This window comes from Loktanella fryxellensis, assembly GCF_900110065.1.
GTDB classification, from domain to species: domain Bacteria; phylum Pseudomonadota; class Alphaproteobacteria; order Rhodobacterales; family Rhodobacteraceae; genus Loktanella; species Loktanella fryxellensis.
The window spans coordinates 42000-60369 of sequence record NZ_FOCI01000002.1 but is presented as its reverse complement, the minus strand read 5'-3'; the positions used below and the strand labels follow the sequence as shown (position 1 = coordinate 60369).

The following is an 18370-nucleotide window of genomic DNA, read 5'->3' as shown; positions in this document are numbered from 1 at the left end:
ACCATGACCTCACCGATCCACGGCGACATGTCCCGACACTTCCAAAGCCTCGCCCAGTCTGCGACGATCAAGACACGGCTCGCGACCCTGACGCAAGAGCTGTCCAGCGGACGGATTGCCGATCTGGCAACTCATCTGCGCGGCAACGTGTCGTCGCTCGCCACCATCGACCGCGAGATTGAAACGATCGACGCACGCGACCGGGCGGGGCAGACCCTGAGTCAAACTTTGGATCACAAGCAATCGGTCCTTACCGCCATCGGCGACGGCCAGACAACGCTTGCGGGTCGGCTGATTGCCCTGAGCACGTTTGCCAGTCCGGCAGACATCGCACGGACCGAAGATGCGGGGCGCGACGGCTTCGATCGGGTCGTCGGCCTGCTGAACACGCGCTTCGCGGACCTTGCCCTGTTCGCCGGCAGCGCCGTGGACGCACCTGCCGTTGCCAGTGCCGACAACATGCTGGCAGATCTGCTTACCGCAATCGGCGGTGCAAGCGATGCCGCTGTGATCGCTGCGACGATCAATGACTGGTTCGATGTCCCCACGGGCGGCTATGCCATGACGGGCTATCTCGGGGACACCGGCAATGCCGTGACGCAGCGTGTGACCGAGACGGAGACGATCACCCTCACGGGGCGCGCCGATGACGCAGATCTGCGAGACATGCTCAAGGCCAGTGCCTACGCGGCAGTCAGCCACGCTATGTCCGGCACATTGGACCAGATCACCCGCCTGGCCCTTTTGCGTCAGGGGGGAGAGATGATCTTCGACGCGGCCGACGGAATCCGCGGGCTTGCCGCTCGGATCGGCGACGACCAGCAGCGCCTCGAAGAGCTTTCGGCGCGCAGATCGGCCCAACGCACGACGTTCGCCACCGCGCGCAACAACCTCGTGAACGCCGATCCTTATGATACGGCCTCCGCCCTTCAAAGCGTGCAGCAACAACTGGAGCTGCACTATACGGCCACGGCGCGCCTATCGCGCCTCAGCCTTGCGAATTACCTGTGATGCTGCGCCTGATCGGCGTGATCCTCTGCGCCATGCTCGGTCCGCAGATCGTGCAGGCCTCACCGATCCGATTGAAGGATCTGGTGGAGTTCGACGGGGTCAGGACCAACGACCTTGTCGGTTACGGTCTTGTCGTCGGGCTGAGCGGGACGGGCGACGGCCTGCGGAACGCACCATTCACCGAGGAGATCATGGTGAATGTCCTCGAACGGCTCGGGGTCAACGTGACCGGCGAACAGTTCCGCCCCAAAAACGTCGCTGCCGTTATCGTCACTGCCAGCCTGCCGCCCTTTGCGCGGGCTGGCAGCCCGATCGACGTCACCGTGTCGGCGATCGGCGATGCCAGCAGCCTGCTCGGCGGCACATTGATCATGACTCCGCTGAACGCGGCCGATGGCGAAATTTATGCCGTCGCCCAAGGGACCATCATCGCCGGCGGCGTGACGGCGCAGGGCGACGCCGCCGAAGTGACGCAGGGTGTTCCAACGGCTGGCGTCATCCCGTCCGGTGCCACGGTCGAGCGAGAGGTGGCGTTCGACCTGAATGCGCTGACGTCGCTGCGATTGGCGCTTCGCACACCGGATTTCACCACCGCAAGCCGGATCGAGGCCGTGATCAACGCGGATTTTGGACGGCATGTCGCAATGATGCTGGATTCGGGAACGGTGCAACTGGACATCGGCGCAACCCACATGCCATCGCCGGCACATGCCCTCGGTCGGATCGAAAACCTGCTGGTCGAACCGGAACGCAAGGCGCGCGTCGTGGTCGATCAGGCGTCCGGTACGATCGTTATGGGCGAGGATGTCCGGATCAGCCGCGTGGCCGTCAGTCAGGGCAATCTGACCTTGCGCATCGAGGAAGCGCCGCTCGTCTCGCAGCCCAATCCTTTCTCGCCCGGGCAGACCGTCGTGGTGCCGCGCACGGATGTGGGGATCGAACAGGAACCTGGGATCGGCCTGGCGGAAGTGTCCGGTGGCACCTCTCTGAGCGAGGTCGTGGCAGGGTTAAATGCCTTGGGCGTGGCACCACGGGACATGATCGACATCCTCAAGAGCATCAAGGCGAGCGGGGCGTTGCATGCGGAATTCATCGTGCGATGACGCAAGAGTGCCGAGAGGCCCATCGGAAAGGTGCGGGCGGCAAGACACACTTGCGAGCCGGTGTCGCAATGATGCCCGACCAGTCGGCAGACGCGGGGCCGACGGCGCGGGCCGCAGACAGCCTTGCGCTGCATCGGTGGATGGAACCGGCCAAGGTCCAACGCCGGGCACCGTGCATCCCGTCAGGTACCGCGCCATGCGGCACCGGATCGTGGCCGACGGGCGATGTCCGACACTGGCATGATGAACCGCTTGATCGGGTCGTCCAACGTAGTGAGGCGAAGCCAATGCGCGCGGCAAGGGTGGCACCGACGAGCCTTTCGGGTGGATGAGCAGACGCAGACGGCACCCCTTGGCGCAGACCCTCGCCAGCGGCGGCGATCCAGCGGGCGAGCGCCGTTCGACCATGCCGCTTTCCATGGTGCGCCAAGCTTTTCGCATGAATAGTCGGTCCCATGTGCACCGACCCCGTCGCGGAAGCGTCATGGATCTTTCGATGCTGGTAGAGGGCCTAAAGCAAGCGGCCTGTATCGCCGTTTGTCGCAGCGCAGGGTTTGTCCAGTCTACAGCGCTTGCCGACCGATGCGGGACGCTGCATCCGATCCGCTGACCGATCCGGCCGGTTTCCACAGGACAGCCTGCCGATGCCCCATCCAAAAAAGGTTGGCGGACGGACAGGACAGACCACGGGACCATCCATGCGCACACGACGGGCGATCACACCGGGCCGATCCAACCGGCCTCAACTGGTCAGACCCGTCTGACGCATTCATAATCATCCGGTCCGATCGTCGATATGCTTGCACGACCGCATGTCCCGTCGCCCCGGCCGTATGATCGACGGTCGCCGTAATGCGGACGTGTATCCGCCACGGCATCGGACGCACCGGGCGCCGGGCGCCACATTCCGTCCCCTTGCAGGTCGACCGTGCCACACCGGCGCGGGTCACCGCCACGCCCCTTGTGCCTGGTCCAGCGGCCTGCCGTCAGGCGGTCGCAGGCCTGTGCGCCACCTGCAACCCTGCGTCCGGATTCACATACGCGGGGGTCGGCGGTTGGCAGGTTCCGCACGGTCAGCAACTGGAGTATGCGAACGCATGGACATCATTCTGATAACCACCGTCATCGCGTCCCTGTTTCTTGTCATCGGCGTGGCAGAGCCGTTGGCGACACGTTTGCGTCTGCCCTATTCCGTAATCCTCGCGATCCTCGGCGTGCTGATCGCCGCAGGTGCGACCTTTTTCCTGCGGACCTCGCTGACGGATGCCCTGAACCCGGTTGCCATGGCAATTCTCGGCCTGCCGATCCGTTCCAACGTGTTCCTGTATGTCCTGTTGCCGACCCTGCTGTTCCAGGCGACGCTGGAGATGAACCTGCGGCGGATGCTGGACGATTGGATGCCGATCCTCGTGCTGGCCGTCGTGGCCGTCATCGTGGCGACCGTGACCGTGGGCTACGCCCTGTCGTTGACCAGCGCACTGCCGCTTGCGGCCTGTCTGCTGGTCGGCGCCATCGTGTCCACGACCGATCCGTCCGCCGTCGTGTCGATCTTTCGGTCGATCAGTGCGCCGCAACGCTTGGCCCGCATCATCGAAGGCGAGAGCCTGCTGAACGACGCCGCCGCCATCGCGCTGTTCGGCGTCTTCATGAGCTTCGTCATGCTGGGCGTGCCGGAACCGACCCTGGCAGAAGCCTTGGGGCGGTTTCCCGTCCTAATCGCGGGGGGCGTGGCGGCAGGCTACGCGGTGGCCCGCGCGGCGGTCTGGGGCATGTCGCTGTTCGGCAATCACGAACGGGCTCAGATCACCATGTCGATCGCCGTGCCGTATCTGGCCTATGTCGTCGCGGAACAGGGTCTGCAGGCCTCCGGCGTGATCGCCGTGGTGACGGCCGGACTGACGATGAACCTGACCGGACCGGGTCGGCTGCGGCCGCAGACCTGGACCAGCATGATGGAGGTGTGGAACCTGCTGTCGCACTGGGCCGGCGCGCTGATCTTTATCCTGGCAGCCCTGCTGATCCCCCGCCTGCTGGAGGAGGTCCGGATCGGCGATTTCGCCCTGATTGGCGTGGTGATCGTCGCGGCCGTCGCAGCGCGTGCCGTGGTCCTGTTCGGGCTGTTGCCGCTGCTGACGCGGTTGCGGCTGTCGCCGGTCGTGGAACGCCCCTACCGCGCCGCCATCCTGTGGGGCGGCCTGCGCGGCGCGGTGACACTGGCCCTTGCACTGGCCGTGACCGAAAGCATCCGCGTCCCTGTCGAGGTCAAGCGCGTGGTCGGCATCCTGGCCACCGGCTTTACCGTCTTTACCCTGATCGTGCAGGGATCGACCTTGCGCCATGTGATCGGGTGGCTGGGGCTCGACCGGCTGTCGCCGCTGGACGACGCCCTGTCGCGGCAGGTCGTCGCCGTTGCGCTTCAGACCGTGAGGGAGGACGTGGCCCGCACAACCGAGAATTACGACCTGTCCCGCGACATCGTCCGGTCGGAGGCCAAGCGGTTCGGCGAGCGGCTGGACACCGCCGTGGACGAGGCGGAGGCGAGCGTGAACATCCTCGACCGCGACCGCATCACGCTGGGGCTGATCGCGCTGGCAGGGCACGAACGGGACACCATCCTCAACCGGGTCCGCGAACGCACGATCTCGGTCCGGATGGCTGACCGGGTGTTGCTGGACGCGGACCAGCTGATCGAAGGCGCACGCGCCGGCGGGCGCAGCGGATACCAGCGGGCCGCCCGGCGGACGCTGGCCTATAGTCGCGGGTTCCAGCTTCGGGTCGCACTGCAGCGTCGGCTGGGGATCACGGGCCCCTTGGCCCGCGTGACCGCCGACCGGTTCGAACTGTTGCTGTCGCAGCGTCTGATCCTGCGCGACCTTGGCGCGTTCATAGAAGGGCGCATCCGCCGCATCCACGGTCGCCGCGTGGCGGATCTGCTGCACGAACTGCTGTCGCGCCGGATCGAGGCGGCGGATGCCGCCCTTGACGGTTTGCGCCTTCAGTATCCCGGCTATGCCGAAGAGCTGGAGCGCCGCTTCATCCGGCGGACAGCGCTGCGGCTGGAGGAACGGGAATACATCGCCATGCGCGAGGATGGCCTGATCGGGGCCGAAGTCTATGCGGCCCTGCAGAACGACGTGGCCGCACGGCGTAGTCGGGCCGAAGATCGCCCGAGGCTGGACATCGACCTGCAACGGTCCGATCTGGTTCGTCAGTTTCCGCTGTTCAAGGATCTCGACGACGCGGCGCTGACGCGTCTGGGGCAGGCGCTGCAGACCGCCTACGTGAATGCGGGCGACATCGTGGTGCCCCACGGCAGCCCTGCCGGCAGCGTGTATTTCATCGCCTCCGGCGCGGTCGAGATCGAGGCGGCGAATGCGCCCTTGCGTCTGGGCCGTGGCGAGATGTTCGGTCAGTTGGCCGTGCTGACGCGCAGGCCGCGCCGCGCGCAAGTCCGCGCCATCGCGCCGTCGACGTTGCTGGTGCTGGACGAGGCCCGCTTTCACAAGCTGCTGGCTGCCAGCACCGCACTGCAGAATGCGGTCCGCGCCAGCGCCGAGAAACGTGGCGTGGATCCCACGGACCTGATCCCGGCACAGGTGTCGCCAGTCACCGCGACCGGCCCGCGATGAAACGTGCGGCAACCCTGCTGCGCTTCATCGCGGCGGGCATCCGGACTTCTGCCTGACGGTGCAGCACCTGCGCCAACGCGAGGACGACGACCGTCATCGCGGCAAGAAGGGCGAGCGACGCACCAACCCCGAGGAACCGTCCGATCGGTTGACCGAGCACGGTCACGGACGTGGTATTCACGGCGGCCAGCAACAGCATGTGCACCATGTAGATCGAATAGGACACGGTCCCCAGCCAAACCAGCGCCGGATGCGACACCATCTGCCCGACGCGACCGTCGTTCAATGCGAGCGACAGCACGAGGAGCGCCATCAGTGGCGGGATCAGGATGTCGCGCACGCCATAGTGAAGCCCTACGCACAGCACGACGATCAAGGCCGCGCACACGGCATCGTGGCCAAGGTGCACCCGGCGGGCTGGCCCCATCAACTGGTGCAGCATCATGCCGATGACAAAGCCGCACAGGCAGCGCCACAGCCCGAAGTCATAGGTGACGTCCAGATTGCGCCCCGCATCGGAAATGACCGCAAGCCCTGCGAGTGCGACCGCGATGACCGCTGCGGCCACCACTGCACAACGCTGCATCAGCGACACCACCAGCACCGGAAATGCGAGATACGAAAACCACTCTGCCCCGATCGACCATGCCGGACCGTTCCAGGTCTGGCCGTCGTGCAGCCCGGTCGTCTGCAACAGCAGCAGGTTCGACATCAGCGCCGGGATGCTGTGGCTGCCGACAAAGGTGCGGAAATCCGCATGGCCGACCTGCTGCACGGTCAGCGCCCAACGCACCAGCTCGAGGATCACGTAGCCGATCAGGATCGTCAGGTGCAGGGGATAGATCCGGCTGAAGCGGCCGAAGACGAACGCCCTGACCCGCTGACCCTGCAAACCATCGCGGAACTTGTCGGCATGGACGTAAGCGAGCACGAAGCCGCTAAGCAGAAAGAAGAAATCCACCCATAGATACCCGTTCGACAGAAAGGCCGTGTATTCGTAGGGCCGCAGGCTGGGCAGAAAACCGCCGGAGTAGTGAAAGGCCAGAACCAGCAGGGCCGCGATGCCGCGACTTGCCGTCAGGCTGTCGATGTGACGCGGCGCAGTGGCGATGCCATCGGTCTGCCCAAGCCGGTCGGTCTGCAGTGTGTCGGTCAAGGGCTGGTCATCCATCATTGCAAGCGCCGTCGTGCGTGACCTATGCCGCGACGCGCGGGATGCCAGTGCAGGATCGACGCTAACCCACGCCCGATCCGGCGCATGACTTGGACCGACCCGGACGGGCCGCGCTGCGACGACCAGTGTGCGGCATGCAGAAATGATGCAACCAAAGCCATGATCTGAGGCTGGCGACTTGACAGACGGCCACCCAAACCACATTTCAGCCGCTATATTAACAGCACGAGGCTCAATTCCCCTGTGGAACACCGATCTAGACGTTTCGCGAGTATGGCTCCGCATTCCGAGGCTGCACTCCGATGATTGAGGCGATTCTTTTTCTACTTCTGGGAATAATCATCATTCTTGCGATCATTGCTGCCAACGGTTACTTCGTTGCTCAGGAATTCGCATACATGTCGGTCGATCGCACGCGATTGGCCGCCCGCGCCGCCGAAGGCGATCTATCAGCCGTTCGCGCGCTCAAGGTAACAAAACGCACAAGTTTCATGTTGTCGGGGGCCCAACTGGGCATCACCGTGACGGGCCTGATGGTTGGCTTCGTCGCCGAACCCATGGTCGGTCAGGCGATCGGCGTCCTGTTGGGTGACGTCGGCATTCCGACAGAGGCGGGCATCGCCATCGGCACGGTCAGCGCGCTCGTCTTTGCGACGATCGTGCAGATGATCTTCGGCGAACTCTATCCCAAGAACCTCGCCATCGCGAACCCCGAACCACTCGCCCGTGGCCTGGCCCAGTCGACACTGATCTATCTGACCGTGTTCGGGTGGCTGATCGCCCTGTTCGACAAGTCCGCGAACGTCTTTCTGCGGATGCTGCGGATCGAACCGGTGCACGACCTGGACGTGAGTGCATCCGCCGAAGATCTGCCGCGGATCATCGCGGACTCGCGTGAAAGCGGCGACCTGCCCGTCGAGCTGTCGCTGATGATGGACCGTATCCTCGACTTTCCGCACCGCGATGTCGAACACGCGATGGTGCCCCGGTCGCAGGTGGACTGGGTCAGTCCCGACACGACGCTGACCGAATTGCGCGAACTGATGGCCAACGCCCACACCCGCTATCCCGTCGTCGACGACGACGATGCGCCCGTCGGCGTGGTGCATCTTGCCGATGTGCTCGAGCGGATCGTGTCCGGTCAGGCCGATCAGCCCGTGACCGACGTGATGCGCCCCGCACCCGTCATTCCGACCCTGATGAACCTGCCGGACGCGCTGGACATGCTGATCGGGACCCACAACCAGCTGGCCTGCGTCATCGACGAATACGGCGGCTTTGCCGGTGTCCTGACCATCGAGGATCTGGCGATGGAGATCGTGGGCGAGATCACAGACGAACACGACACCGAGACCGGTGATGCGGTGCTGGCCGATGGCGATGACATCTGGCTCATGGACGGCGACGTGCACCTGGACGAGGTCGAGCGTGCGATCGGCCACGATCTGCCCCGCGGCGACATGGAAACCATCGCCGGTCTGCTGATCGGCGAAATGGGTGCATTGCCCGACGAAGGCGATGTGGTCACGGTCGATCTGCCGATCGACCCGGCCGATCTGGTATCGGAAACGCCGCTGCGCCGCAGGCTGGAGGTCGATATACTGAAGGTCGAACGCCACGTGCCGACGCAGGTCCGTGTCCGTCTCGTCGAAATCCCACTGACCGAAGACCTGGAAAGCGTAGACCAATGATCGTTGCCCTCGTGACCGTTGCATTGATCGCAGCCAGTGCCGTTTTCGTCATCATCGAGTTCGCGCTTCTGGGCGCGCGTCGTCACCGGCTGGAAGAGCTTGCACCGACCAGCCGGTCCGCCCGGGCGGCCCTGCGCGGTATGAACGACCTGACCGTCATGCTGGCGGGCGCGCAGTTGGGGATCACGGTCTGCACCTTTGCCCTTGGTGCCGTGACGAAGCCTGCGGTGGATGCCTGGCTTGGGCCGGTGCTGCTGGATCTCGGCATGCCGGCCATCGCGGCTGGCGGCGCGGCTTTTGCCCTGTCGCTGTTCGTCGTGACGTTCCTGCATCTGGTGGTGGGTGAAATGGCGCCGAAATCATGGGCCATCGCCAACCCCGAAAAATCGGCCCTCGCCATCGGCGTCGTCGGTCAGGCCTATGTCGCGCCGTTGCGGTTCCTCTTGAACTGGGTGAACGGTCTGGCGAACCGCCTCGTCCGTGCGTCCGGTGTCGAGCCGGTGGAAAGCGCCGCCGTCGGTGGACAGGACATCGCGACGATCCGGCAACTGGTGGAACATTCCGCAAGTGTCGGCACGCTGGAGCCTGAGATGCAGCGCCAGTTGTCGGGCGTGATCGACCTCGGCACCATGCCGGTGCTGGCGATCGTATCGACCGACGTGTTCCCGACGCAGGTGACGTCGGATGCGACCGTCGCAGACGTGCGGACCGCGGCGTCGTCTTCGGGTCATCTGCGGATCCTGATGGCCGCGCCCGGCGGCGGACGCCCGTCGGTCATCCACGTGCGCGATACGCTGCTGCTGCCCGACCACGACCCGGTCATCGGCATCGCGCGCCCTGCCTTCGTTCTGGACGCCCAGACGCCGGTCTACGAGGCGCTGTCGCGGATGCGCGGTGCCAGCGTGCAGATCGCCATCGTGATGCAGAAGGACGTCGTTTGCGGCATCATCACGCTGGCGGACATCCTGAAACGGGTGCTGCCCGCAGGCCTCGCGGCGCAAAAGCAGCCATTGGCCTGACGACCTGCGGACGTGGCGGCGATCAGCCGCCACGTCCGCCCTGCATAGAATGATGGTCGTCAGATCGCGACGGCGAGTTCAACCACAGGCTGCAACGGCAGGGCGATGGCGACCGTCGCGCCGTGGCCGGGCGTGCTGCGCAGGGTGATGGAGCCGTCCATCCCTTCGATCATGCGCCTGACGATGGCCAGTCCAAGCCCCGTGCCACCATGCGCCCGCGCGGCATTCGGCTCCGCCGCCTCGAATTCCTCGAACAGTGCGTCGTGGAACGCAGGTGCGACGCCGCAGCCGGTGTCGATCACGTCGATCAGGACCTGACCATAGGCATCCTCCTGCAGGCGCAGCGTGACGGAGCCTTCGTCGGTAAAACGGATCGCATTGCCCAAAACCTTGCGCATCACGGTCGAAAGCGTCGCCGCATCGCCACGATGCCGCACCGCACCGAGACGGTCATCCAGATGCAGCGCAATGCCCTTGGCATCGGCAGCGGGCCGCATGCCCGACAACAGATCGGCCATCAGGTCGCGTAGCGACAGCGGCACCTCTTCTACCACCGCGTCGGCCCCGTCGACCTCGGCCAGATCCATGACGTCAGATACGAAATGCAGCAGCTTGCTGGCAGACCGGTCAAGAAGGCCGACCAGACGCGTCGTCTGCGCCGGATCAGACGCCTGACCCAGCAGACGCGTCGCTGCCACGATTCCCGTCAAGGGCGTGCGGATCTCGTGCCCCAGATGCGCTGCATATCCGGCGCGGCGAACCCGGTCATCCTGCATCCGGGCGTCGGTGGTGCTGGTTTGACGTTCCAACGCGCGCAACCGGACGACTGCGTCCACATTGGCAGCCAGATGTTCCAGCATGGCAATGTCACGCGGCGTCCAATTGCGTGGCGACTGCGACATGCAGCAAATGGTCCCGACGGCCTTCCCGGTCAGCGCATGGATCGGACTGCCGATGTAGGACCGCAGCCCCGCCGCCAGCAGCACCGGGTTGTCCGCCGTACGCGGGTCCGATTGCAGGTCCGAAATAGCGACCGTGCTGCCCGCGTCCTGCACGAAGCGGCAGACCGAATGCTCCAGCGGGAGCCCGGCCGGATCCAACAGATCTGCCAAAGGACCGATGCCCGCAGCGATATGCTGCCGACCCTGGGGCCTGTCCACGACGGTGACGCACGACAACGGCACACCGAAGATCAGTGCGGCCAGCGTGGCGATATTTGCGAGGGCGGTGTCGGGCGTGCCATGCAACAACCCAAGCGCCTCGAACGTGTAGGATTTAGGCACGATGCTAATCCGATGTGCTACGTTGATGCGCCGACACGACTCTTGAACAAAACGATAGCAACCAGAAGCTGAATGAACCTGTGCCTCAAATGCGACTGAATTATGGCGATCATGGCTGACGTTGGGTCAACGTCCGCCGGTGGAAGGCGTGCCACAAGGGGAGTGGCACGCCTCGTTCACTGCGTCAGTTCAGTGCCTGGTCCGTGATGGCGGATGTCCACGCGCCTTCGGGTGCCGCCGCGATCACCGGGTCCGACCCGCCGGCCAGCAGCGTTTCGACCGTGCGCTGATAGTCCGCCTCGTCCAGCGCACCGTTCGACCCGGCGGTCAGCAGCGCGACCTCGGTCATCATGCGCTCCTGCGCCTCCAGCGACTGCGCACCCGTCTCGTCGTTGTCGAGCACGATCTGCGCGGCCTCTGCAGGGTTCGCCTCGGCATCCTTCCAGCCCTTCATGGAGGCGCGGACGAAGCGCACCATCTTGTCCACAAAGGCGGGATCTTCGAGGTTCTCTTCCAGCACCCACATGCCGTCTTCCAGCGTGGCGACGCCCTGATCCTCGTACTTGAAGGTCACGAGTTCATCCGGGTTCACGCCCGCATCCAGCACCTGACCGTATTCATTGTAGGTCATGGTGGAAATGCAGTCCGCCTGCCGCTGCAGCAGCGGATCGACGTTGAACCCCTGCTTGAGCACCGTGACGCCATCCTCGCCGCCCTCAGTGGGAATGCCGGCCTGGCTCATCCACGACAGGAACGGGTATTCGTTGCCGAAGAACCAGACGCCGATGGTCTTGCCACGGAAATCCTCGACACCGGTGATGCCGGTGTCCTTCCAGCAGGTCAGCATCAGGCCGGACGATTTGAACGGCTGCGCGATGTTGACGACCGGCAGGCCTTTCTCTCGCGCCGACAGGGCGGACGGCATCCAGTTCAGCATCACGTCGGCCCCGCCACCGGCCAGCACCTGCGGCGGCGCGATGTCAGGCCCACCCGGCAGGATCGTGACGTTCAGACCTTCTTCCTCGTAATACCCCTTGTCCTGCGCCACGTAGTAGCCCGCAAACTGGGCCTGCGTGACCCACTGCAGCTGCAGCGTCACGTCGTTGTCCTGCGCCAGCGCACCGGTCGCAGCCAGCGCCAGACCGGCGGTCATCATGGTCAGTCTCATGTCACTCTCTCCTTGTTGGTTGGTTTCTTATTGCCGGATGGAAGGATGCCAGAACGTCAGCCTGCGCTCGATCAGCGCAACGAGGCCGTAGAATCCGCTGCCCGCGAGGGCCGCGACGACAATCTCGGCCCAGACCAGATCCAGCGCAAGCTGGCCCACGCTGGTCGAGATGCGAAATCCCATACCCACGGTCGGAGAGCCGAAGAATTCGGCAACGATGGCCCCGATCAGCGCAAGCGTCGTCGCGATCTTGAGCCCGTTGAACATGAACGGCAGCGCCGCGGGCAGCCGCAGTTTCAGCAGGCCGGGCCAATAGCCCGCGCCATAGGTCCGCATCAGGTCGCGCTGCATGGCCGTGGTATCGCGCAGGCCCGCCACGGTGTTCACGAGGATCGGAAAGAACACCATGACCGCGACCACCGCCGCCTTCGACGGCCAGTCCGACCCCAGCCATTTGACAAAGATCGGCGCGGTGCCCACGATCGGCAACGCCGCCATGAAGGCCCCCACCGGCAGCACGCCGCGCGTCAGGAACGCCGACCGGTCCACGAGGATCGCCACGGCGAAGGCCGCGACCGCCCCGATGACATAGCCGGTCAGCGCCCCCTTCAGGATGGTCTGCTGAAAATCGGCCCACAGGATGGGCAGGCTGCCCGCGAACCGTGCCGCGATGGCCGACGGTGCGGGCAGGATGATCGGGCTGACGTCGCCCAGCCGCACGCCCACCTCCCACATGACCAGCAGGGTCAGACCAAACACCAGTGGTGCGGCCCACCCCGCCGACGGATGCCCGCCGCGCGCCAGTCCAATGTTCATGGCCCAGCCGACACCCCACACCAGCATCACCGCCGCGATGGCCGCCATCATGCCGCGGCCCCCATGCGCCGCGCGGACCAGCGCTCCAGCATGGCAAAGATGCCCACCAGCACCGCCGCCGTGATCGCCGCCGCGAACAGCGCGGCCCACGTCACCAGTGGCTGACCATACTGGTCGCCCACCAGCATCCGCGCCCCGAACCCGGCCCGTGCGCCGGTCGGCAGTTCGCCCACGATGGCCCCGACGAGCGCTGCGGAAATGCCGATCTTCAGCGACGCGAACAGATAGGGCAATGAGGCCGGAAACCGCAGCTTCCAAAGCCCCTGCAGCGGGCTCGCGTGATAGGTCCGCAGCAGGTCGAGTTGCATCGCATCCGGGCTGCGCAGCCCCTTCACCATGCCGACGACCACGGGAAAGAACGACAGATAGGCGCTGATGATCGCCTTGGGCAGCAACCCCTGAATGCCCAGCGACCCCATGATGACGATGATCATCGGCGCAAGCGCCAGAATCGGGATCGTCTGACTGGCGATGGCCCACGGCATCACGCTCAGGTCCATCGTGCGCGAAAACACGATGCCCACCGCCAGCACGATGCCGAGCGTGGTGCCGATGGCAAACCCCAGCAGCGTCGCCGACAGCGTGACCCACCCGTGATAGATCAGGCTCTGCTTGGAACTCGGCCGGACCGCCACCGTGGTCCGCCACAATTCGCCCACCACCTGTTGCGGTCCCGGCAACGCCGGCCGTTCGAGCGTATAGGTGGACGCCATCACGTCCGGATTGCGCACAGCGAGGGCCACCGCCCCGACCTCCTGCCGGGCTGCTGGCGTGTCAGGCACCACCGCCACGCCGTCCCGCTGCGCCTGATCGGCGGCAAGGTGGATGTTCATCGGCACGACCGCCAGCAGCCAGACCCCCAGCAGCACGGCGACGACGGTCAGAATGGGCAGGACATTACGCATCATCTTGCCCCACACACGCCCTGCACAGCGTCCGACGCACGCCCGTCGTGCCGCTGTCACTCATCGCCATGCCCCGCCCGCAGCCCTTCGCGCACCCGGTGCGCGATGGCGATGAACTCCGGGCTGTCCCGGATCTCCAATGGACGTTCGCGTGGCAGGGTGCTTTCGATCACGTCGGTGATCCGCCCCGGTCGTGGGCTCATCACCACGATCCGCGTCGACAGATACACCGCCTCGGGGATGGAATGCGTGACGAAACCGATGGTCTTGCCCGTCCGCGCCCACAGCGCCAGCAACTGCTCGTTCAGATGGTCGCGCACGATCTCGTCCAGCGCACCAAAGGGTTCGTCCATCAGCAGGATATCCGCATCGAACGCCAGCGCCCGCGCGATACTGGCCCGCTGCTGCATCCCGCCGGAGAGCTGCCAGGGAAACTTGTTCTCGAACCCCGCCAGATCGACCAGATCGAGCACACGCTTGACCCGTTCGGCTTGGTCCGCCTTGGAAAACCCCATGATCTCCAACGGCAGCTTCACGTTGCCGCCGATCGTCCGCCACGGATACAGCCCCGCCGCCTGAAAGACATACCCGTAAGCCCGCGCACGACGCGCCTCCTCCGGTGACATGTCGTTGACAGTCAAGGTGCCCCCCGTTGGCGTCTCAAGCCCGGCGATGCAGCGCAAGAACGTCGTCTTGCCACACCCCGACGGCCCGATGAAGCTGACGAAATCGCCCTTGGCGATGTTCAGGTTCACGTCCTTCAACGCATGGACCGGACCATCATTGGTGCGAAACGTCAGATCGACGGCGGTGGCAGAGATGACAGGGTCAACCACGGTTCACGTCCTGACCAGAGATAAGGTGCGAATGAGTTTGGCCGATTGCGCCTCCTTCTGGTGGCCCCACGAAGTCTAGTTTTACTTCGCTCAGAACACCCGGCAGGTCGTAGTCGAATTGCAGCAGGACACCGACGAATGTCGATACGACAAATAGGTAACCCCAGACCCCCATCGCATCGCTGACGGTCGTCAAGTTGATGACCCCAACCAGCAGAACCAGCCCCCACGCCACGGGCGCGAGCGGACGCATGCCAAGCCACGTCAAGGCAATGGCCGCCCCAATGAAAACGGGCATGGTGATACTGAAAATTGACCACGACCCCGCGCCCAACAGCGCCTCCACCAACATGGCTGTCACGGTCGCATTCAGGATCATCGCCACGATTGCAAACACGGTCCGGGGCGCCGGCGCTATACGACGCACATAGAGCGCTCCGATCATCGCAACGGCGATGAGCATGGAAAACAAATCAGGGCGTATGACGACTGTGGTATCACCCCACGGCAGCCATGAGGGCTGCGTATAGGTAGCAGCCCCACAGGCACAAGCGATCAGCAAGCATATCAGGGAAACATACCGCTTCGTCCGGCGATCCATCACAAAGTCGCCGACGAGAACCTCGTCGATCCTGCTTCCAAGGCCATGTCGCTTCTTTTGGAACAGCGGCAGATCGACATCCCCCGCCATCGCCCGCTGTTCTTGTGGCAGACCCACCCTCACACCCCCGTCGCGGGAATGCCCGACCGCTCCACTGGTCGCGGCGCCGTCAGCTCCTTCCACGTGCTCAGCGCCCGGTTGACAGCGCCTTTCGGCGCGCGCGCGACGAACTGCCCGTGGCCGGGGTCGGGGTTGATCGCACCATCCGCAAAGGCCACGCGCCCCCGCGTCAGCGTATAGCGCGGCAGGCCCGTCACCTCCTGCCCCTCGAACACGTTGTAATCGATGGCCGATTCCTGCGTCGCGGCGCTGATCGTCTTGGTGGCCGCAGGATCCCACACCACCAGATCCGCATCCGATCCGACCAGCACGGCGCCCTTGCGGGGATAGCAGTTCAATATCTTGGCGATGTTGGTCGATGTCACGGCGACGAATTCGTTCGGCGTCAGCCGCCCGGTCCCCACCCCATGCGTCCACAGCATCGGCATCCGGTCCTGCAAGCCCCCCGTCCCGTTCGGGATCTTGGTGAAATCACCCATACCCGTCCGCTTTTGATCGGTGGTGAAGGCGCAGTGGTCCGTCGCCACCACCGACAGGCTGCCGCTTTGCAGGCCCGCCCACAGGCTGTCCTGATGCTGCTTGCCCCGGAACGGCGGCGACATGACCCGCCGTGCGGCGTGGTCCCAATCTGTGTTGAAATACTCGGACTCGTCCAGCGTCAGGTGCTGGATCAGCGGCTCGCCCCAGACGCGCTTGCCTTGCATCCGGGCGCGCCGGATCGCCTCGTGGCTCTCTTCGCAGGACGTGTGCACGACATAAAGCGGCACGCCCGCCATGTCGGCGATCATGATCGCGCGGTTCGTGGCCTCGCCCTCGACCTGCGTGGGCCGGGAATAGGCATGCGCCTCTGGCCCGGTGTTGCCGGCGGCCAGCAGACGCGCCGACAACTCCGCCACCACGTCGCCGTTCTCGGCATGCACCATGGCGATCCCACCCAGATCGCCGACGCGGGAAAACGACGCGAACAACTCGTCGTCGTTCACCATCAACGCGCCTTTGTAAGCCATGAAGTGCTTGAAGGTGTTGATCCCGCGCCGCGTCACCTCCTCCATCTCGTCAAAGACCTGCTCGCCCCACCATGTCACTGCCATGTGAAAGGAATAGTCGCACTGCGCGCGGGTCGCCTTGTTATCCCACATCTTCAGCGCGTCGAGCAGCCCCTGACCCGGGCTCGGCAGGGCAAAGTCCACCACCATCGTGGTCCCGCCCGCCAGCGCGGCGCGTGTGCCGCTCTCGAAGTCGTCTGCCGAATAGGTGCCCATGAACGGCATCTCGAGGTGCGTATGCGGATCGATCCCGCCCGGCATGACATAGCAACCCGCCGCGTCCAGCACCGTGTCGCCGGTCAGGTCGGGGCCGATCGCGGCGATCCGTCCGCCGTCGACCAGCACATCCGCCACATAGGTCAGGTCCGCCGTGACGACCGTGCCGCCCTTGATCACCGTGCTCATCGTCTCTCTCCTCGTCCGCATTCTTCTGGTCGGAAATATCCCGGGGGAGGCCCACTTGGGCCGGGGGCAGCGCCCCCTCTTATGCCACGAGACCCGCCGTCTCGATCACCGCATGAAACAGCACGTCGGTCCCCGCCGCGGCCCAGTCCTTGCTGATTTCCTCGGCCTCATTGTGGCTCAGCCCGCCGACGCAGGGGCACATCACCATCGCCGTTGGGGCGACCCGGTTGATCCAGCAGGCATCGTGACCCGCCCCGGACACGATATCCATGTGGCTGAAGCCCAGCCGATCGGCCGCATCGCGGATGGCCCCGACGCAGCCAGCATCGAAGGCGACGGGGTCGAAATGCCCGACGGGCGCGATCTCGATCCCTAGCCCCATACCTTCTGCGATCTGCGCCGCCTCGACTTCCAGCGCGGCCCGCATCGCCGTCAGCTTGCCAAGGTCGGGGGACCGGAAGTCGATGGTGAACACCACCCGCCCGGGGATCACGTTGCGCGAGTTGGGATAGACGTTCACCTGCCCCACGGCGCCCACCGCGTCGGGCTGATGCGCCATCGCGATCTGGTGCACTGCCTCGGTGATCCGCGCCATCCCAAGACCCGCATTCACCCGCATGTTCATCGGCGTCGACCCCGTATGCGCGTCGCGCCCGGTCAGCGTCACTTCCAGCCACCACAGGCCCTGCCCGTGGGTGACGACACCGATCTGCTTGTCCTCCGCCTCGAGGATGGGACCCTGCTCGATGTGCAGCTCGAAGAAGGCGTGCATCCGGCGCTGCCCCACAGGCTCCTCGCCTTCCCAGCCGATCCGGCGCAGCTCGTCACCGAACCGCTTGCCGTCGGCATCGGTGCGGTCCTTGGCCCAGTCTTCCGTGTGCTCGCCGGCAAAGACACCGCTGGCCAGCATGGCGGGGGCGAACCGCGCGCCTTCCTCGTTGGTCCAGTTCGTCACCACGATGGGATGGCGCGTGCGGATGTTCAGGTCGTTCATCGACCGGACGACCTCCAGCCCGCCCAGCACGCCCAGCACGCCGTCATAGCGACCGCCGGTCGGCTGCGTGTCCAGATGGCTGCCCACATAGACCGGCAGCGCGTCGGGGTCCGTGCCGTCGCGCATCGCGAACATGTTGCCCATGCTGTCCACGCCCATGCGCATGCCCGCGTCGCCGCACCAGCGGGCGAACAGGTGGCGCCCTTCACCGTCCGCGTCGGTCAGGGTCTGGCGGTTGTTGCCGCCCGCCACGCCGGGGCCGATCTGCGCCATCTGGTCCAGACTGTCCCACAGCCGGTCCGGGTCGATGCGAAGATTCCGTCCGGGCCGCAGGTTCTGTCCGGGGGCTGTCATCGTCTTCTCCTGCGTCACATCCGATTTGACCGAACGGTCAAACAAACGCTATCAGAGGGTCGAAGTCAGTCAAGCGCCGCGCGCAAGGGACAGGCATTTGCCCAATCTTGCAGCAGATACGGCGTCGAACGATGCATGTCGATGAAGACGCAGGC

The 18370-nt window shown here is 65.1% G+C and carries 14 protein-coding genes; 5 read left to right on the top strand and 9 right to left on the bottom strand.

Annotation, left to right across the window (positions count from 1 at the left end; all coding sequences use genetic code 11):
• Nucleotides 1-3: 3 nt before the first annotated feature.
• The 3 genes from BMX16_RS02655 to BMX16_RS02645 all read left to right on the top strand — a co-directional run bounded on the left by BMX16_RS02655 (nt 4) and on the right by BMX16_RS02645 (nt 5743).
• Nucleotides 4-1011, top strand: coding sequence for a flagellin (locus BMX16_RS02655; protein WP_089898446.1), 1008 nt, complete (start codon nt 4-6; stop codon nt 1009-1011).
• Nucleotides 1011-2114 carry a flagellar basal body P-ring protein FlgI gene (locus tag BMX16_RS02650; protein WP_089898444.1) on the top strand — a complete coding sequence of 368 codons (1104 nt, stop codon included), beginning with the start codon at nt 1011-1013 and terminating at the stop codon, nt 2112-2114. Before BMX16_RS02655 ends, BMX16_RS02650 begins: the two co-directional genes overlap by 1 nt.
• Before the next feature lie 1097 nt (nt 2115-3211).
• Nucleotides 3212-5743: a cation:proton antiporter gene (locus BMX16_RS02645; protein WP_089898442.1), complete on the top strand. Its 2532-nt coding sequence runs from the start codon at nt 3212-3214 to the stop codon at nt 5741-5743.
• Here the strand turns inward: BMX16_RS02645 and BMX16_RS02640 are convergent.
• Nucleotides 5721-6899 carry an acyltransferase family protein gene (locus BMX16_RS02640; RefSeq protein WP_177174549.1) on the bottom strand — a complete coding sequence of 393 codons (1179 nt, stop codon included), beginning with the start codon at nt 6897-6899 and terminating at the stop codon, nt 5721-5723. The two genes, BMX16_RS02645 and BMX16_RS02640, sit on opposite strands and share 23 nt — an antisense overlap.
• A 320-nt stretch (nt 6900-7219) precedes the next feature.
• Here BMX16_RS02640 and BMX16_RS02635 point away from each other — a divergent pair, with 320 nt between their 5' ends.
• A complete protein-coding gene (locus tag BMX16_RS02635; RefSeq protein WP_089898438.1) occupies nt 7220-8608 on the top strand; it encodes a hemolysin family protein in 1389 nt (462 codons plus the stop codon).
• Entirely contained in the window at nt 8605-9627 is a 1023-nt protein-coding gene (locus BMX16_RS02630; protein WP_089898437.1) for a CNNM domain-containing protein, read from the top strand. The genes BMX16_RS02635 and BMX16_RS02630 overlap by 4 nt, the downstream gene beginning before the upstream one ends.
• 59 nt (nt 9628-9686) lie before the next feature.
• On the opposite strand, the gene BMX16_RS02625 is transcribed toward BMX16_RS02630, so the two are convergent.
• The 8 genes from BMX16_RS02625 to BMX16_RS02590 all read right to left on the bottom strand — a co-directional run bounded on the left by BMX16_RS02625 (nt 9687) and on the right by BMX16_RS02590 (nt 18215).
• Nucleotides 9687-10910: a sensor histidine kinase gene (locus BMX16_RS02625; protein ID WP_089898435.1), complete on the bottom strand. Its 1224-nt coding sequence runs from the start codon at nt 10908-10910 to the stop codon at nt 9687-9689.
• A 184-nt stretch (nt 10911-11094) separates the two neighbouring features.
• Nucleotides 11095-12078, bottom strand: coding sequence for an ABC transporter substrate-binding protein (locus BMX16_RS02620; protein ID WP_089898433.1), 984 nt, complete (start codon nt 12076-12078; stop codon nt 11095-11097).
• A gap of 27 nt (nt 12079-12105) precedes the next feature.
• Nucleotides 12106-12942, bottom strand: coding sequence for an ABC transporter permease (locus tag BMX16_RS02615; protein WP_425433996.1), 837 nt, complete (start codon nt 12940-12942; stop codon nt 12106-12108).
• Nucleotides 12942-13859, bottom strand: coding sequence for an ABC transporter permease (locus BMX16_RS02610; RefSeq protein ID WP_089898697.1), 918 nt, complete (start codon nt 13857-13859; stop codon nt 12942-12944). Before BMX16_RS02610 ends, BMX16_RS02615 begins: the two co-directional genes overlap by 1 nt.
• A 56-nt stretch (nt 13860-13915) precedes the next feature.
• A complete protein-coding gene (locus BMX16_RS02605; RefSeq protein ID WP_089898428.1) occupies nt 13916-14695 on the bottom strand; it encodes an ABC transporter ATP-binding protein in 780 nt (259 codons plus the stop codon).
• A complete protein-coding gene (locus BMX16_RS02600; protein ID WP_089898425.1) occupies nt 14688-15386 on the bottom strand; it encodes a hypothetical protein in 699 nt (232 codons plus the stop codon). The genes BMX16_RS02605 and BMX16_RS02600 overlap by 8 nt, the downstream gene beginning before the upstream one ends.
• 29 nt (nt 15387-15415) lie before the next feature.
• Nucleotides 15416-16867 carry a dihydropyrimidinase gene (hydA, locus tag BMX16_RS02595; protein ID WP_089898423.1) on the bottom strand — a complete coding sequence of 484 codons (1452 nt, stop codon included), beginning with the start codon at nt 16865-16867 and terminating at the stop codon, nt 15416-15418.
• A gap of 79 nt (nt 16868-16946) precedes the next feature.
• Nucleotides 16947-18215, bottom strand: a complete 1269-nt coding sequence (locus BMX16_RS02590) for a Zn-dependent hydrolase (RefSeq protein ID WP_089898695.1) — start codon at nt 18213-18215, stop codon at nt 16947-16949.
• Between the last annotated feature and the right edge of the window lie 155 nt (nt 18216-18370).

What these genes read in the sequence shown, in the direction of transcription:
- BMX16_RS02655 (WP_089898446.1), top strand. Translation starts at nt 4, where the DNA reads ATGACCTCACCGATCCACGGCGACATGTCCCGACACTTCCAAAGCCTC.
- BMX16_RS02645 (WP_089898442.1), top strand. Translation starts at nt 3,212, where the DNA reads ATGGACATCATTCTGATAACCACCGTCATCGCGTCCCTGTTTCTTGTC.
- BMX16_RS02590 (WP_089898695.1), bottom strand. Translation starts at nt 18,215, where the DNA reads ATGACAGCCCCCGGACAGAACCTGCGGCCCGGACGGAATCTTCGCATC.
- BMX16_RS02615 (WP_425433996.1), bottom strand. Translation starts at nt 12,942, where the DNA reads ATGGCGGCCATCGCGGCGGTGATGCTGGTGTGGGGTGTCGGCTGGGCC.
- hydA (WP_089898423.1), bottom strand. Translation starts at nt 16,867, where the DNA reads ATGAGCACGGTGATCAAGGGCGGCACGGTCGTCACGGCGGACCTGACC.
- BMX16_RS02635 (WP_089898438.1), top strand. Translation starts at nt 7,220, where the DNA reads ATGATTGAGGCGATTCTTTTTCTACTTCTGGGAATAATCATCATTCTT.
- BMX16_RS02620 (WP_089898433.1), bottom strand. Translation starts at nt 12,078, where the DNA reads ATGAGACTGACCATGATGACCGCCGGTCTGGCGCTGGCTGCGACCGGT.
- BMX16_RS02630 (WP_089898437.1), top strand. Translation starts at nt 8,605, where the DNA reads ATGATCGTTGCCCTCGTGACCGTTGCATTGATCGCAGCCAGTGCCGTT.
- BMX16_RS02650 (WP_089898444.1), top strand. Translation starts at nt 1,011, where the DNA reads ATGCTGCGCCTGATCGGCGTGATCCTCTGCGCCATGCTCGGTCCGCAG.
- BMX16_RS02600 (WP_089898425.1), bottom strand. Translation starts at nt 15,386, where the DNA reads ATGGCGGGGGATGTCGATCTGCCGCTGTTCCAAAAGAAGCGACATGGC.
- BMX16_RS02610 (WP_089898697.1), bottom strand. Translation starts at nt 13,859, where the DNA reads ATGCGTAATGTCCTGCCCATTCTGACCGTCGTCGCCGTGCTGCTGGGG.